11 protein-coding genes are annotated in these 15,547 nt (G+C 40.5%); 6 read left to right on the top strand and 5 right to left on the bottom strand.

Features of this window, described 5'->3' with window-relative positions; translation table 11 throughout:
• Positions 1-77: 77 nt before the first annotated feature.
• The 6 genes from NOS7524_RS12095 to NOS7524_RS12070 all read left to right on the top strand — a co-directional run bounded on the left by NOS7524_RS12095 (position 78) and on the right by NOS7524_RS12070 (position 11,624).
• Positions 78-4,466, top strand: a complete 4,389-nt coding sequence (locus NOS7524_RS12095) for a PAS domain S-box protein (RefSeq protein ID WP_041555294.1) — start codon at positions 78-80, stop codon at positions 4,464-4,466.
• Between the two features lie 13 nt (positions 4,467-4,479).
• Complete coding sequence (locus NOS7524_RS12090) at positions 4,480-5,718, top strand: EAL domain-containing response regulator (RefSeq protein WP_015138767.1); 1,239 nt, start codon at positions 4,480-4,482, stop codon at positions 5,716-5,718.
• Between the two features lie 86 nt (positions 5,719-5,804).
• A complete protein-coding gene (locus NOS7524_RS12085; protein WP_015138766.1) occupies positions 5,805-6,953 on the top strand; it encodes a hybrid sensor histidine kinase/response regulator in 1,149 nt (382 codons plus the stop codon).
• A gap of 293 nt (positions 6,954-7,246) precedes the next feature.
• On the top strand, positions 7,247-9,550 hold the full coding sequence (locus tag NOS7524_RS12080; protein ID WP_015138765.1) for an NACHT domain-containing protein: 2,304 nt from the start codon (positions 7,247-7,249) through the stop codon (positions 9,548-9,550).
• A 149-nt stretch (positions 9,551-9,699) separates the two neighbouring features.
• Positions 9,700-11,040: a PQQ-dependent sugar dehydrogenase gene (locus NOS7524_RS12075; RefSeq protein WP_015138764.1), complete on the top strand. Its 1,341-nt coding sequence runs from the start codon at positions 9,700-9,702 to the stop codon at positions 11,038-11,040.
• A 176-nt stretch (positions 11,041-11,216) separates the two neighbouring features.
• Positions 11,217-11,624: a phosphomannose isomerase type II C-terminal cupin domain gene (locus tag NOS7524_RS12070; protein ID WP_015138763.1), complete on the top strand. Its 408-nt coding sequence runs from the start codon at positions 11,217-11,219 to the stop codon at positions 11,622-11,624.
• A gap of 122 nt (positions 11,625-11,746) precedes the next feature.
• Here the strand turns inward: NOS7524_RS12070 and NOS7524_RS12065 are convergent, their stop codons facing one another.
• The 5 genes from NOS7524_RS12065 to NOS7524_RS12050 form a co-directional block, all read right to left on the bottom strand.
• Positions 11,747-12,505, bottom strand: coding sequence for a HEAT repeat domain-containing protein (locus NOS7524_RS12065; protein WP_015138762.1), 759 nt, complete (start codon positions 12,503-12,505; stop codon positions 11,747-11,749).
• Positions 12,506-12,710: 205 nt separating this feature from the next.
• The gene (locus tag NOS7524_RS12060; RefSeq protein ID WP_015138761.1) at positions 12,711-13,205 is read right to left on the bottom strand and encodes a GNAT family N-acetyltransferase; all 495 of its coding nucleotides are present in this window, start codon (positions 13,203-13,205) and stop codon (positions 12,711-12,713) included.
• An 86-nt stretch (positions 13,206-13,291) separates the two neighbouring features.
• A complete protein-coding gene (locus NOS7524_RS29995; RefSeq protein ID WP_015138760.1) occupies positions 13,292-13,462 on the bottom strand; it encodes a hypothetical protein in 171 nt (56 codons plus the stop codon).
• A gap of 251 nt (positions 13,463-13,713) precedes the next feature.
• Positions 13,714-14,133, bottom strand: a complete 420-nt coding sequence (locus NOS7524_RS12055) for a hypothetical protein (RefSeq protein ID WP_015138759.1) — start codon at positions 14,131-14,133, stop codon at positions 13,714-13,716.
• Complete coding sequence (locus tag NOS7524_RS12050) at positions 14,118-15,410, bottom strand: AmpG family muropeptide MFS transporter (RefSeq protein WP_015138758.1); 1,293 nt, start codon at positions 15,408-15,410, stop codon at positions 14,118-14,120. The genes NOS7524_RS12055 and NOS7524_RS12050 overlap by 16 nt, the downstream gene beginning before the upstream one ends.
• Positions 15,411-15,547 lie beyond the last annotated feature (137 nt).

Genomic DNA, 15,547 nt, shown 5'->3' with positions numbered 1-15,547 from the left:
AGCATCAAAATATTACACAGGAGCTAAGGCATCTGCTTTAGATAACTATTCTTTAATAGTAGCTATCATTATCATCTATGTATTCACCACCTCAACTTCTCTGGCTACGATGCTTGATGTCAATTATTGACTGTTCGCCACTGACGGTTGAGCCGGAAACACCAGTGTCAGAAGTAATTTCACTAATGGCAGAACAAGGTACTGGCATCGTTATAGTCACAGATCCGCAGGTAGTAGGATACTTATCAGATCAAGATGTAGTCAAACTTGTAGCTACGGGCATTAATTACCAAAAGACTCCAATTTCTGCTGTCATGCAAGATTCGACAGTTATTAGCTATAAACTGTCAAATTTGCAGAATATCACTACAGTATTTTCATTATTCAACAGACATCAATCAAGTTGCTTGTTAGTAGTAGACGAACAAGCTCAATTGCTTGGAACGGTGACACCTGCAAGTATTTGTCAGGCATTGCAAGCAACAGTTAACCCACAGCAGGTGAATCCAGAACTAGAAACGCAATTAGCAAAACATAACCTGGTTTTACAGTCATTAAATCAGCAGTTTGTATCGGGAATAGATACAGTTGCACCTGAGCAGTTATGGCAATCTCAGCAAATGTTGCAACTAATCATGAATACAGTTCCCCAGTGTATTTTTTGGAAAGATAGAAACTCTGTGTTCTTAGGCTGTAATCGCCACTTTGCCCAGATGCTAGGCTTGGAGCATCCAGAAGAGATTATCGGCAAAACAGATTACGACTTACTTCCCAACCATCTCGATGCTGACTGTTACCGAGAATGTGACATGAGGGTAATGGAGAGCAATACCCCTGAATATCGCATCATTGAACCTCTACACCAAGCAGATGGTACACAAATTTGGTTAGAAACGAATAAAGTACCACTTCACGATGCTGGAGGTAATGTCATTGGCGTACTCGGCACTTTTGAAGATATTACTGAACGCCAGCAGACACAGGAAGCTCTAGCAAACAGCGAAGAACGGTTTCGGTTTTTAGTAGAATCCATCCCGCAACAAGTGTGGATTGCTCGTCCAGATGGTTCCCTTGAGTATGTCAACCACCGCACCCTGGAATACTTTGGCTGCACCCTAGAAGAAATACTAGATAGCCAATGGCAAAAATTTATACATCCTGATGATCTACCTATATGTTTAGCAACTTGGAGTAAGTGTTTAGCTACAGGTGCAAATTACGAAGTGGAATTTCGTCTTTTGACAATGAGTTCTGGTATCTATCGCTGGCATTTAGTCCGTGCTGTACCTTTACGAGATCCAGCAGGCAACATAGTCAATTGGTTCGGCACAAATACAGATATCCATGATCACAAATCCACACAGGAAGAATTAGCAGAGCGCATCCAGTTAGCAGATTTTCGGGCGGAGGTAGATGGCATTCTCACCCACAGTTGGAGTTTGCAAGAGTTGATGCGTCACTGCACCGCAGCTGTAGTCAAACATTTAGATGCTGCTTTTGCGCGGATTTGGCTACTAAAAAAACAAGAGAATGTCTTAGAGTTACAAGTCAGTTCCGGGATGTACACCCACATAAATGGGCAGCATCAGCGTGTAGCAGTAGGTGAATTCAAAATCGGTTTAATTGCCCAAGAAGCTAAACCCCACCTCACCAACTCTGTACAGGATGATCCGCGTGTCAGTAACAAAGAGTGGGCGAAGCAAGAAGGGATGGTTGCTTTTGCTGGCTATCCCTTGATTGTGGAGGGGGAAGTATTGGGAGTGATTGCCATGTTTGCTCGCCAAGCATTAAGCGCATCTACTTTCCAAGCTTTGGGAATTGCTGCCGATGCGATCGCTCTTGGTATTCAACGCAAACAAACTGAAACAGCACTGCGACGTAGCCAAGAAAGATTCCGTAACTTAGTTGAGGCTAGCAGTGATTGGGTATGGGAAGTTGATAAAAATGTGATTTATACCTATGTCAGTCCCAAAGTCAGAGATATTTTAGGTTACGAACCACAAGAGTTAATAGGTAAAAGTGCGTTTGAATTGCTACCACCAGAAGAAGTTGAGCGGGTAACGCAAGTTTTTGAGTCAATTGTAGCCACACAACAACCATTTAAATGTCTAGAGAACATCAATGTTCATAAAGATGGTCACTTAGTGATTCTAGAAACCAGTGGTGTACCAATCTTTGATAGTCAGGGGAAATTTTGCGGCTACAGAGGCATAGATAGAGATATCACTGCTCGCAAACAGGCAGAGATGGTATTGAGGGAGACGCAGGAGCGGTTACAGGCAATTCTAGATAATTCACCAACGGTGATTCATGTATTAGATGCTGAAAATAAATACCTGTTACTCAATCGTCAAGGTGAAAAATTACTGAATTTAACTCAAGAACAAATCATTAGCAAAAGTATATATGATATTTGGCCCCGTTATATCGCTGATGAATTCGCCAAGAATAATGCTCATGTACTAACGACTGGCCAAGCCCTAGAAGTAGAAGAAATCACCACACAAGCGGATAGTTTACGCACCTACTTATCTATCAAATTTCCTCTCAAAGACTCAACTGGTGAGATTTTCGCGGTGTGTGGCATATCAACAGACATCACCGAGCGCAAATTAGTCGAAGAGTCTTTGTTACGCTTTCACAAAGCCATAGAAAGCACCAGTGACGCTGTTGCTATCGGCGATATCATGGGAAATGGTATTTATGTTAACCGAGCATTTAAGCATCTATACGGTTATGACGTAGATGAATTACGGGCGGCTGGGGGAGGATGGATAATTTTTCAGCAGTCTTTAGAACGCCGCCAGATACTGAATAGTGTTCATAGTGGTCAGTCTTGGCGGGGGGAAGTGACGATGCGATCGCGCACAGGTAAGATGATGCCAGTTTACCTGCGTTGTGATGCCATTAAAGATGCTAGTGGTAAAATTATCGGCACTGTATGTATTCATACTGACATTACTCAGCGCAAGCAAGTAGAAGAAGGTTTACGACTGCGTGATCGAGCGATCGCGGCTAGTAATAATGGCATGATCATTGCTGATGCTAGCATCCCTAACGGCCCCATTATTTATGTTAATCCAGCCTTTGAATCAATGACTGGCTACTCAGCAGATGAGGTAATTGGGCGCAATTTTCGTTCATTCCAAAGTGCAGATATTAATCAACCAGGGTTAGAAGAACTCAATGCTGCTATGGAAGTCGGTAGAGGTTGTAGTGTAGTTCTGCAAAATTATCGTCAAGATGGCAGCCTGTTTTGGTATGAGTTAAATATTTCTCCGGTGTATGACGCTACGGGTAAACTCACCCATTACATCGGCATTCAGACAGATATTACTCAGCGTAAACAAGCCGAAACAGCACTACTAATCAGTCAACAGCGACTGCAATATCTATTGACATCTAGCCCAGCTGTCATCTATGCCCGAAAAACTGCTGGTGATTTTGGTGCGGTGTTCATCAGTGAAAATGCTAGGGATGTATTCGGCTATGAAGCAGCTCAATTTACAGAAGATTCTTGCTTTTGGGCTAGTTATATCCACCCAGAAGACTCACCCAACGTGTTTGCCCAACTTACCAATGTTTTAGAACAAGGGGAATACAAACTAGAATATCGGTTTTTACAGCAAGACGGGACTTATCGTTGGCTGTATGACCAAGGTAAGGTAGTTAGGGACGACATAGGTAACGCCATAGAATTGGTTGGCTACACAGCAGACATTACAGAGCGCAAGCAATTAGAAGAAGAAATCACAGTAGCACTAGAGAAAGAAAAAGAACTCAGTGAACTCAAATCTCGGTTTGTGTCTATGACTTCCCACGAATTTCGCACACCGTTGAGTACCATCTTGTCTTCTTCGGAGTTACTCGAACACTACCGTCACCGATGGACAGAGGAAAAACAACTAACACACTTACATCGGATTCAATCTGCTGTTAAGCGTATGACTGAGATGTTAGATGATGTGTTGGTAATTGGCAAGGCAGAAGCGGGAAAACTAGAGTTCACACCCAGACAATTTGATTTAGTTGCATACTGCCGTCATGTGGTAGCAGAAATCCAAGTGAATCTGATTCATCAACGAGTTCATTTTGTGAGCGATCGCGAATCCATTATATGTTGCATGGACGATAAATTGCTAGGGCATATTCTGAGCAATTTACTCTCTAATGCCATTAAATATTCTTCTGAAAACAGCGATATCAATTTTTCTCTGAACTGCTTGCATGAAAGAGTCATATTTGAAATTCAAGACCAGGGAATTGGCATTCCAGCAGAAGATTTACCCCATTTATTTGAAACTTTTCATCGTGCCAAAAATGTAGGCAATATTGTAGGTACTGGTTTAGGACTAGCAATTGTTAAAAAATGTGTAGATATTTATAAAGGTGAAATTCATGTAAAAAGTAATCAAGGATTTGGTACATTGTTTACTGTTAATTTACCATTGAATAATTACATATAAAATGAGGTAAACTATGACTAAAATTTTAGTAATTGAAGACGAAGAATCTGTACGGGAAAATATTCTAGATTTACTAGAAGCTGAAGAGTTTGAAACTGTGGCAGCAGCTAATGGCAAAATAGGTATAAATTTGGCTTTAGCAGAATTTCCTGATTTAATTTTGTGCGACATGATGATGCCAGAAGTGGATGGTTACGGTGTGTTGACAGCATTGCGTGAAGAACCATTAACTGCCACAATTCCTTTCATTTTCTTAACAGCTAAATCCGCTAAGGCAGACTTCCGTCAAGGTATGGATATGGGGGCAGATGACTATCTAACAAAGCCATTTACGCGAGCGGAATTATTGAGTGCAGTTATGAATCGTTTAGAAAGACAATCAACTTTAAAAAAGTATTTACTGAATCAGTCCACCATTAAAACTGCATCTCCTCAAACACAATTGATAACAATGAGCTTACATCGTGTTATTAAACAAGAAAAATTTCAAGAATTTGCAATCCATTATCAGCCTATAGTAGATATTGCCTCTGAAAAAATAGTAGCTGCTGAAAGTCTATTACGTTGGCAAAGTCAGGAATTAGGTTTAGTTAAGCCCACAGAATTTATCCCATTAGCAGAGTCTACAGGTTTAATTATCCCTATTGGTCAGTGGGTAATATCAAATGTTTGTAATCAAATTAGAAAATGGCATACAGACGGAGTAAATAATTTAAACATTACAATCAATTTATCTGCGATTGAATTTAATCATCCAGATTTGATTCAAAACATTATTAATGCTTTAAAAAGTAACAATTTAGAACCAAGTTACTTAGAGTTAGAGCTAACTGAAAGTATGATTATGCAAGATTTAAATAATGCAATTTTTACTATGAATGAATTGCAATCTCTAGGAGTGAGAATTGCAATTGATGACTTTGGCACAGGTTATTCTTCTTTAGTTTACCTGAAGAATCTACCAGTTAATACCTTAAAAATTGACCGTTATTTTATTCATAATGTCGCTCACGATCATCAAAAATCCGCCATCACGAAAGCTCTCATCGAAATGGCGCATAATATGAACATGAGAGTAGTAGCTGAAGGTGTAGAGACAGAGGCAGAATTATCTTTTCTACGAGAAAATAGCTGCGACGCTATGCAAGGTTTTTTGTTTAGTCGGTCATTACCAGCAGAAGATTTTGAAAACTTTTTGTGGAATAATAAGCAATTATCTAGCTTGAGAAAGGGAGTAGGGAATGGGGGGTAGGGAGTAGGGATTAGGTAATATTTCATAATTACCAATTATCACTGAAATCAGAATTTAATTTTTTCCTTTTTAATTTTTCAATTAATATGAACAGCATTTTAGTTATTGAAGACGACATCAATGTTCGTCACAATATTTTAGAACTCTTAGAAAATGAAGGATTTAACTTGATTGCCGCAGAGAATGGACAAATTGGTGTGAAATTAGCTCAGGAACAAATGCCTGATTTGATTATTTGTGATGTCATGATGCCAGAATTAGATGGTTATGGAGTATTAAAGACATTACGTCAAAATCCGACAACAGCGATTATTCCGTTAATCTTCCTTACTGCTAAATCTGACAAAACTGACTTTCGTCAAGGTATGGCAATGGGAGCAGATGACTATATCATCAAACCTTTTACAAGAAATGAATTATTAGCTGCTATTGCTTGCAGATTAGAAAAACAAACAACTATTCATCAGGAAACTCAAAAGAAACTTGATAATCTCAGGAATAGTATTGCTCTATCTCTACCCCATGAGATGCGAACACCTCTCAATGGCATCTTGGGCTTTTCACAAATTTTGATGGAAGACAGTGATGTTTTAGATTCGCAATCAATCCGGGAAATGGCAGAATCTATTTATTATTCAGGTGAACGGTTATTGAGATTAATTCAGAATTTTTTATTGTATGCAGAACTAGAAATTATTGCCTCAGATCCACAGCAAATTAAAATTCTACAAAGCAAAACTACAAAATTTCCTACGCTGTCACTAATTAATATAATTACGGAAAAAGTTAAAAAAGCCGAGCGAGAAGCAGATTTACAAATAGATTTATGTTCATGCCATATCAAAATATCCCCAGAGAAAATATCTAAAATTGTGGAAGAATTAATTGATAATGCCGTAAAGTTCTCTTCTATAGGTAGTGTAATTCAAGTAAACAGCCAATGTATTAACAATACATTGGTTTTATCTTTTATGGATCAAGGTCGTGGTATGACAGCAGATCAAATAGCAGAATTAGGAGCTTATCGCCAATTTGAACGCAAACTGTATGAGCAACAAGGCTCAGGATTAGGGTTAACTATTGCTAAACGCCTGGCGGAATTACATGGTGGCAAACTGAAAATTCACAGTCAGCCACAAGAAAAAACAGTTGTGCAGGTAATGTTACCTTGTTTGAGTGCGTCTCAGGAACGTCAGAGTGAAAATACTTACCAGCAATCATCATTAAAGTGGTGAGTGGTGAGTGCTGTTAGCAGTAGCTTGGCGTTGAACAGCGTGCTTAGTCAGTATTTTCTTTCCCCTGGCGCTTCTAATTCTTTTGTCAGTTTAATAAAAGCTTAGGCATTGCTCAAGAGGCAATAGCTTGCTTGGGTAATGCCGTAAGCTTGTTGGGTATGTAGATTTGGCTGACTCAAATACTATTATCTGCAACTGATGTATGCGATCGCCTTGGGTTTTTGTAGAAGTTAGCGTATAACTTGTATGAGTTGTGTTCTTGTTGACAATAAGTTATAGTTTTGTGACAGTATATGGCAAAGCGATCGCTCCAAGCATCGGATGAAGGGATAAAAAAAGCTAAACAAGCTTTTAAGCGCAAAGGTTGGACACAAGAATATTTGGCAACTGAGGTAGGTTTAGAAACGCGCCAACCGATTTGGAAATTTTTTACTGGTAAACCAGTCGATCGCCACGTCTTTAATGATATCTGCTTTGTGTTGGAGTTAGACACCTCAGAAATTGCTCAACACTCAGCTTTCGATGATTCTATATCTGTAGAAATATCTGAACCACACACATTAGATATTGATGTCTTAGTACAAAAGTTGCGCTATGTACACCATGAGAGAATTCAAGCTCAGTGTGGCACTTTGCATATTTTGGATATTGCCCGGCCTATTAATCTTAATGATTTATATATTGATGTCAATATTTTTGAAGAAATTACTAGCAAAAGATGGCTAGAAATTACTGACTTACAAAGGCTAGAGTCTTATGAAGTTAACCATTCTGGTTTCAGCAAAGTATACCAAGAACGCATTACTGGTTTAGAGGCTGTCAGAAAATATTCTCAAATTTTAGTGCTAGGTAAACCAGGTTCCGGTAAAACTACATTTTTACAATCAATTGCTATTAGTTGCAATCAAGGGATTTTTCAACCAAATTATTTACCAATTTTTATCAATTTAAAGAACTTTGTTGAAGATTATAGAAGCTGTAAGCAACTGAGTTTATTTAATTATATCTATGATTATTTTATCAATCTTGGTATTACAGAGACAGAACTAGCTACAGTTTTCTCTCATGGTAGAGCTTTAATTTTATTAGATGGCTTAGATGAAGTCATTGGAGAAGCATCAGAAGTTATTGTTAATAAAATTCGGAATTTTATTGATAAATTCTATAAAAACAAAATAATTATTAGTTGTCGTCTCGCTGCCGAGAGTTTTAATTTTTCTGGTTTTACAGCCGTAGAAATTGCTGATTTTAATAAAGCGCAAATTGCTGCATTTGCCCATAAATGGTTTTTGACGGTTACAAAAAATTCCCCAGTACAAGCGCAGACGTTAGCACATAAATTTATGCAAAAACTAGAATTAGCTGAAAATGCTCAAATTCTAGAATTAGCAACCACACCGATTTTATTAAATCTCACCTGCTTAGTGTTTCAGTCTGGAGAAGATTTCCCTAGCAACCATTCTGAACTTTATAAACAAGCTGTGGATTTGTTATTAGTACGCTGGGATGAAGCCAGGGGAATCAAGCGAGATCAAGTTTATCGCAATCTGTCTTTACTACATAAAATTAAATTACTGAGTTATATCGCTGCAATTAGCTTCCATCAAGGTAATTACTTTATTACCGCAGCGAAAATTCAGTATTTAATTGCGGATTACTTATCTAGTTTACCCAATGCTAATACTGATCCAGATGCTTTAGAAATAGAAAGTGCCGCAGTTTTACGAGCAATTGAACTTCAGCATGGCTTATTAATTGAACGAGCAAGAGGAATTTATTCTTTTTCTCATTTAATTTTCCAGGAATACTTTACAGCTAGAGAAATTATTGCTAATGCTAATCCGACAACATTATTAGAATTTGTCAATCATCTCCATGAAAAACGCTGGCGAGAAGTCTTTTTGCTGAGTGTGGGGATGTTAAATCCTGCTGATGATTTATTCACAATCATGAAAGCAGCCATTGATCAGATACCTAGCCAGAATGAGCAATTACATAAATTTATGCGATGGGTAGAGCAAAAAGCATCTCAAGTAGATGCTGCTTATCACTGTGCTAGTGTGCGAGCTTTTTATTTTACAATTGCTTTGCCACCAACACATCCTCTAGCTTGCAATCAAGATTTGGCCATAACTTTAGATCATCAACTTGCTGGTAGCTTGGTGGCAGATTTAGCATTAGATTTGGCATTGACTTATGCACTGGCTGTCAGCCTGACAATGAGTGCTGAGATATTTTCTCAACGCTTGGCGGTTTTACATCTGTCCCTTGATTTGAAGTATTTGTTAGCTAATCAACCATCTCTGCAAGCATCTTTGCAAGAACTAGCCAGTGAATTACCTCATTCTCAGGAAGATAGAGAAACACTAAGAATCTGGTGGTACACTCATGGTCAAGCTTGGACTGAAGAATTGCGATCGCTCATGATTCGTACTCGCCAAATTGGTTATGATTGGCAGTTACTTGAGCAAGATTATCAGTATCTACAACAGTATTGGGATGCTAATAAATTACTTTTAGATTGTCTCCACACGGCTAGTAATGTAAGCCATAATATCAAAAATATGATAGAACAAAATTTGTTTTCATTAGGATAGGTAATTAAGAATTTAACCAAAGAGGCACTAAAACACAGAGGTACAAGCAAGTCTATTGCCGGATTAGCTCTAAAATCGGACTTTGGAGAGGTGACAATGACTGTATTTCGATTCTATTTTAATTAAATTGTGTATATATTTTTACTTTCATGAATGTCTCTGGACGTTTATTATTGCTGGTTGGGTTGTTCACCTCAGCAGCCTGTAATCAAACTCGTACCCCATTAGATAATTCCACATTACCAACATCTACTCCTGCGGCTCAGTTAGCGCAGAGTTCTACCCAGGCGAAAAATGTAATTACTACTGAAACATTTTCACCGCAACCCATCCGCATCAATTTGCAGGATTTACCTGCACCCTTTGCTACAGAAAGTGTTTCTAAACCTCCTCAAGTTGTACCCATTCCTAAAAACCCGACGCTAAAAGTACCATCAGGTTTTACCGTCAATGTTTTTGCGGATGGTTTAAATGCACCACGTTGGTTAGCTTTAACTCCTAGTGGGGATGTATTGGTGACAGAAACTCGGCAAAACCGCATTCGTTTGTTACGGGATACTAATGGCGATGGGGTAGCTGATGTTCGTGAAACTTTTGCTAGTCGAGAAAATGGGTTAAATATTCCCTTTGGGATGGCTTTTGCTGGTAATTCCTTCTTTTTGGGTAATACCGATGCAGTTGTACGGTTTCCTTATAGCCAAGGGCAACAACGACTAACAGGTAATGGTCAAAAAATAGCTGATCTTCCTGGCGGTGGTTACAATCAGCACTGGACACGCAACGTAGTAATATCACCGGATGGGAACAAACTTTATGTTTCTGTAGGTTCCCGTTCTAATGTGGACGAGGAGGAATTACCACGGGCTTCAGTTCAGGTGATGAATTTAGACGGTTCCCAGCAGCAAACCTTTGCTTTCGGCTTACGTAACCCAGTCGGTTTAGACTTTCACCCAGTCACCAAAGAACTGTATACCACTGTGAATGAACGGGATGGCATTGGTGATGATTTGGTTCCAGACTACCTGACGCGGATTCGTCAGGGAGAATTTTATGGCTGGCCTTATACTTACTTCAAACCCAACAACCTTGATCCACGGCAAACAACCAACAATAAAAGTAAACGTCCAGACTTAGCAGCCCGTACCCTCAACCCAGACGTTTTATTTCAAGCCCATTCAGCCGCTTTGGGGTTGCAATTTTATGATGGTGACACCTTTCCCCAAAGATATCGTAACGGTGCTTTCGTAGCTTTTCGGGGTTCATGGAACCGCGATCGCGGTACTGGTTATAAAATTGTTTTCGTTCCCTTTAATAATCAAGGACGACCACAAGGCTACTACGAAGACTTTCTAACTGGGTTTCTGCTCGATCCCTCTGTCCCAACCACTTGGGGACGACCTGTGGGTTTACTTGTGTTGCCTGATGGTAGTCTATTAGTCACAGAAGAAGCCAATAATCGCATTTATCGGATTCAGTATACAGGGGGTTAGGGATTGGGGATTGGGGAAGCAGAGGAGCAGAGGAGCAGAGGAGAATAACTATTGCCTATTGCCTATTACCTATCTCCTATTGCCTATAATTTTTCTGTAGCTTGCTCTTAGTTTTCTCTGGTTTGAATTAGTTTTCTGGAAAACATTAATATTCTTGTAGCTCAAAAAAATTAGTTATGACTCACAATGACGATAATGAGCAATTAACAGCCAATGAGTCTTCCTCACACTCAGGCGCACGTTACTGGGGTAACGTGGAGGTGATTGAGGAAGGGGAAAACTATAGAATTAGTCGCGTTGAAATTAAGCCGAGACATGGTATTAAACCACAAATACATTATCACCGTAATGAACATTGGGTTGTCGTTTCTGGTGTTGCTAAAGTAACTTGTGGAGATGAGGAAGTATTACTAGGGCGTAATCAATCAACTTATGTTCCATCTGCAACGCTGCATAAAGTTGAAAACCCAGGATCTATTCCTTTAGTAATTCTAGAAATTCAAAATGGCGAATATCTAGGTGAAGATGATACAGAACGCCCCTATGATTTGAATTTGGTTAAGCCTACACCGGAAAGTAAGTAGAAGGGAGTGGGGAGTGGGGAGTTGGGAGTTGGGAGCAGAGGAGCAAGGGAGATTTTTTCCCAAGTATTCTTTAATTTTGACTTGTGACTTTTGTCTTGATTCTGCCCAGTCCCCAATCTCCTTTAAAACCAGCCTTCTTGTTCTAAGGTTTCAATCAATTGCAAGCCTCTGGGATCGCCTACACCTAATAGCGAGGCTTTGGCATCTTCGCGTACGCCTAGGTCTTTGTCTTCGGCAAAGGACTGAATTAAGGCATCGATCGCTGTGGCATAAACTACATTAGAAGGTAGTTCTTTACACAATTGACCGATCGCCCAAGCACTGTTGCTTCTGACTGCTGCTACTGGATCTTGGACTAGGGCTTCAATTAGGGGTGGTATTGCACCTAAAACTGCTTCATAACCGACTTCTGCCATTTGTGCTAAGGCGCTAGCAGACCAAAGACGAACGGCGGAGATATCGGTTCTTAAAGCGTCTGCTAAAGGCGCTAAACAACGGCGATCGCGACAGTTGCCTAAAGCCCAAACTACGCCTTTGCGTACATAGCCGTTCCAGTCGCGATTGAGTTGAGTAATTAACGGTTCCACCGCATCGGCACTGGGATTGCGGCCAATGCCATAGGCTGCACTCACTCGCACTAAGGGACAGGTATCAGTCAATAAGTGGATGAGATGGGGTGTAGCGCGTGAGTCTTCAATATCACAAAAAGCACGAGCCGCCAGCATCCTTTGCTGTGGTTGGTGATTTTCCAACAGGGCTAGCATTTCGTCTGGGTCAGGTTTAGGTAGTTCTGACTCAGCCGTGATTGGCTCTAGTTTATCTAAGGGGCTTTCTAATTCTTCCTCGACATCGAGTAGGCTTAGGTCTTCTTCGTCATACATATTTCTTCTATAAGTCGGAGTGGTATCTATATAACCCCCCGTACTAATTTATTAAAGCTTTATTTTTTATGGGTTAAATCATTGTACACTTTCTCATCCCTCTCATTGCAGTGAATGTGGAAATGGGGAGTGGGGAGTGGGGAGGCAGGGGAGGCAGGGGAGGCAGAGCGGCAGAGGAGAATAAAACTAATCTATTGCCTATTGCCTATTGCCTATCCAGTTGCTTTAACATCCAGAGGGATTGAGTTTGATAACCTAGCTGATTGTAGAGGTTTAATGCGGCTTGGTTGGATTGAAATACTTGCAATCCGATTTGGCGATCGCCTCTTTGCATTGCCCAATTTTCTACATAGCGCATCAAGGCTGTACCAATACCCCGTCGTCGATGTTCTGGGACGACGTAAAGTAAAAAAATGTGAGCATGGCGGTTGCCGGTGACTTGATCTATGGCATTGCCCACCCAGAGACAGGCGATGGGGGATGGGGGAGTGGGGGGAGATGTAGATTCGCCTAAAAAATCTACCCACCACAAGGGGGTATCTTTGGATAAGTATTGCTCAACGGTTCTAGCTAGATGGGCAAAATCTTGTGTAGGAAATAAGTCTTGGTAGGTGCGCTGCATAAATTTGACTAGCAGCGATCGCTCTAACGTAGAACCGCGACGAATATAGTAGCCCGGTATTAATAATTCAAAATTCAAAATTCAAAATTCAAAATTAGTCAGTAGTCATTTTTTCACTTTGTCCCCCTCATCCCCCACCCTACGGGAAGCAAGCTACATCCCCCTCATCCCCCAATCCCTACTCCCAACTCCCCACTCCCTACTCCCACCTCTTCAATCGGCGCTGGTGCTGCCATGTCGGAGGGTAAAAATATTCTGGCGCTGACTGCTACTAGCGCAATGATGAATACTATGACGACAAGCAAGGGGGCAATGTACTGACGAAATATAGCCATATTTTTGGTTGCGATCGCTTTGGGTCTGGAGTAAAAATCTAATTAAAGATTTGTGAATTTTACTTGACTTAATTTTACCTATTTTTAAGCATTGCTGACTAAGTTTTAGACATTTATAGCTGAAGCCAATGAGATTAGGACATCAGTAAATCATAAAACCATTACCATCAAAGGCTTTTAAACCTGTAACCTGTAACCTGTAACCTGTAACCTGTAACCTGTAACCTGTCACCTATCACCTGTCACCAGAATTAGCGGGTATCACGGTCTAAGTCATCGAGAACTCGCTCAGAATACCAATTTTCGGGCATTCCTGGATATCTCTGTTTAGCTTGCTCAATTAGGCGTTCTGCGGCTGCTACATCGCCAGATAACCTAGCAATGAGTTGGCTTTTAAGATAGTCCTGGCTCTCAGGTACTTCTTCATTAATAGGCTCATTGATAGGCTGAGAAATTGGTTCTCGCAATACTTGGGTTTGTTCTCGCTTTAACTGCCAGAACAATACGTAGTAGAGTGTACCAAAAATTAAAATCAGGCTGACTGTTCCGAAAAATGTGAGCAGGTTAAAGGCTAAATAACCTAAAACTAACTGTGAAAGAACATACCCAAGTAACAACCCTGTGAGTAAGAGAATAAGTGTACCAATCAGAATTATTACTTGGTTTCCCATAAATCCTCATCTTCTGGCTCAAGTCCTGGTCTATTTACTGCCACTGGTTTTGGGTTCCAGGGGGCAAAAAATGGTAATAACAGCAGTCCTGGAACTGCGGCTACAATACTAATCACAAAAAATAAAGGCCAACCCGTACTTTTTGCTAGTGAACCAGCCGGGGCAACTAAAATATCACGGCTAACAGCCATGAAACTGGAGAGTAAAGCATACTGAGTAGCAGAAAACCGTTGGTTACACAGGCTCATTAAAAAGCCCACGAAGGCGGCTGTTCCTAAACCAGCACAAAAGTTTTCGATGTTAATAGTTAGCACTAGCACTTGGTAGTTTTTACCAACTTGAGCCAGTAATAAGTAAGCTAAGTTACTCACTGCTTGTAGTCCACCAAACAACCAAAGTGAGCGATTGAGTCCAATGTTACTCAAAACTGCTCCCCCTGCTAGAGTACCAACAATGGTAGCAATTAGTCCCATGCCTCCTTGAATTGCGCCTATGTCGGTTTGAGTGAATCCAATTTGCAGCAGGAAGGGTGTGGACATATTGTTAACGAAGGCATCGCCTAGTTTATAAAGGACGATGAACAGCAAAGTTAACACTGCGTAGACTACACCTTGGCGTTGAAAGAATTCTCCAAAGGGCAAAATGACGGCGGCTGCTAAAGATTCTGGTGGGCGAGTATCTTCTGGTTCTGGTGCAAATAAGGTTCCTATAATCCCTATTGCCATACCACCTGCCATCAATAAATAAACTGATGACCAAGGGATGCTATCAGCTAGTATCAGTGCTAGAGAGCCTGTCAGCAATAGGGCAATACGATAACCTAAAACGAAAACGGCTGCACCAGCGCCCAATTCCAATTTATCTAGAACATCGGTGCGGTAAGCGTCGGCGGCGATGTCTTGGCTGGCGCTGAAAAATGCGATCGCTACAGCGTTGATAGCTAAAAATTGTAATGCTTGTTTGGGTTGTTGCAAAGCCATGCAAGCGATCGCCATCAATAACCCTATTTGCAGGGTAATTAACCAACCGCGCCGTCTCCCCAAATACGGCAGTTTCAACCAGTCTAACAACGGCGACCAGAGAAATTTCAATGAATAAGGTAATCCTACAAGGCTAAATAACCCGATGGCTGTTAAATCAACCTTTTCTACAGTCATCCAAGCTTGTAAGGTTTTACTGGTTAAAAATAATGGCAAACCAGAGGAAAAACCGAGTAATAGTAAAGCTGCCATCTTGCGACTGCCAAAAACTTGCAGCAGCGATCGCACTGGATTCATAATTGCCAATGTTCCTGTAATGAGTTGCAGATATCTTGCCACAGTTGGTGTCTTGTGTCATGGGTTCTGATAACGGCGTTACTGAATTAAGAGATAATTCTTGTAGGGTAGGCATCTTGCCTGCCCAAACATACAAA

This window comes from Nostoc sp. PCC 7524 (genome assembly GCF_000316645.1).
GTDB lineage: Bacteria > Cyanobacteriota > Cyanobacteriia > Cyanobacteriales > Nostocaceae > Trichormus.
The sequence above is the reverse complement of the archived record's forward strand: the minus strand, read 5'-3'. Positions and strand labels throughout refer to the sequence as shown.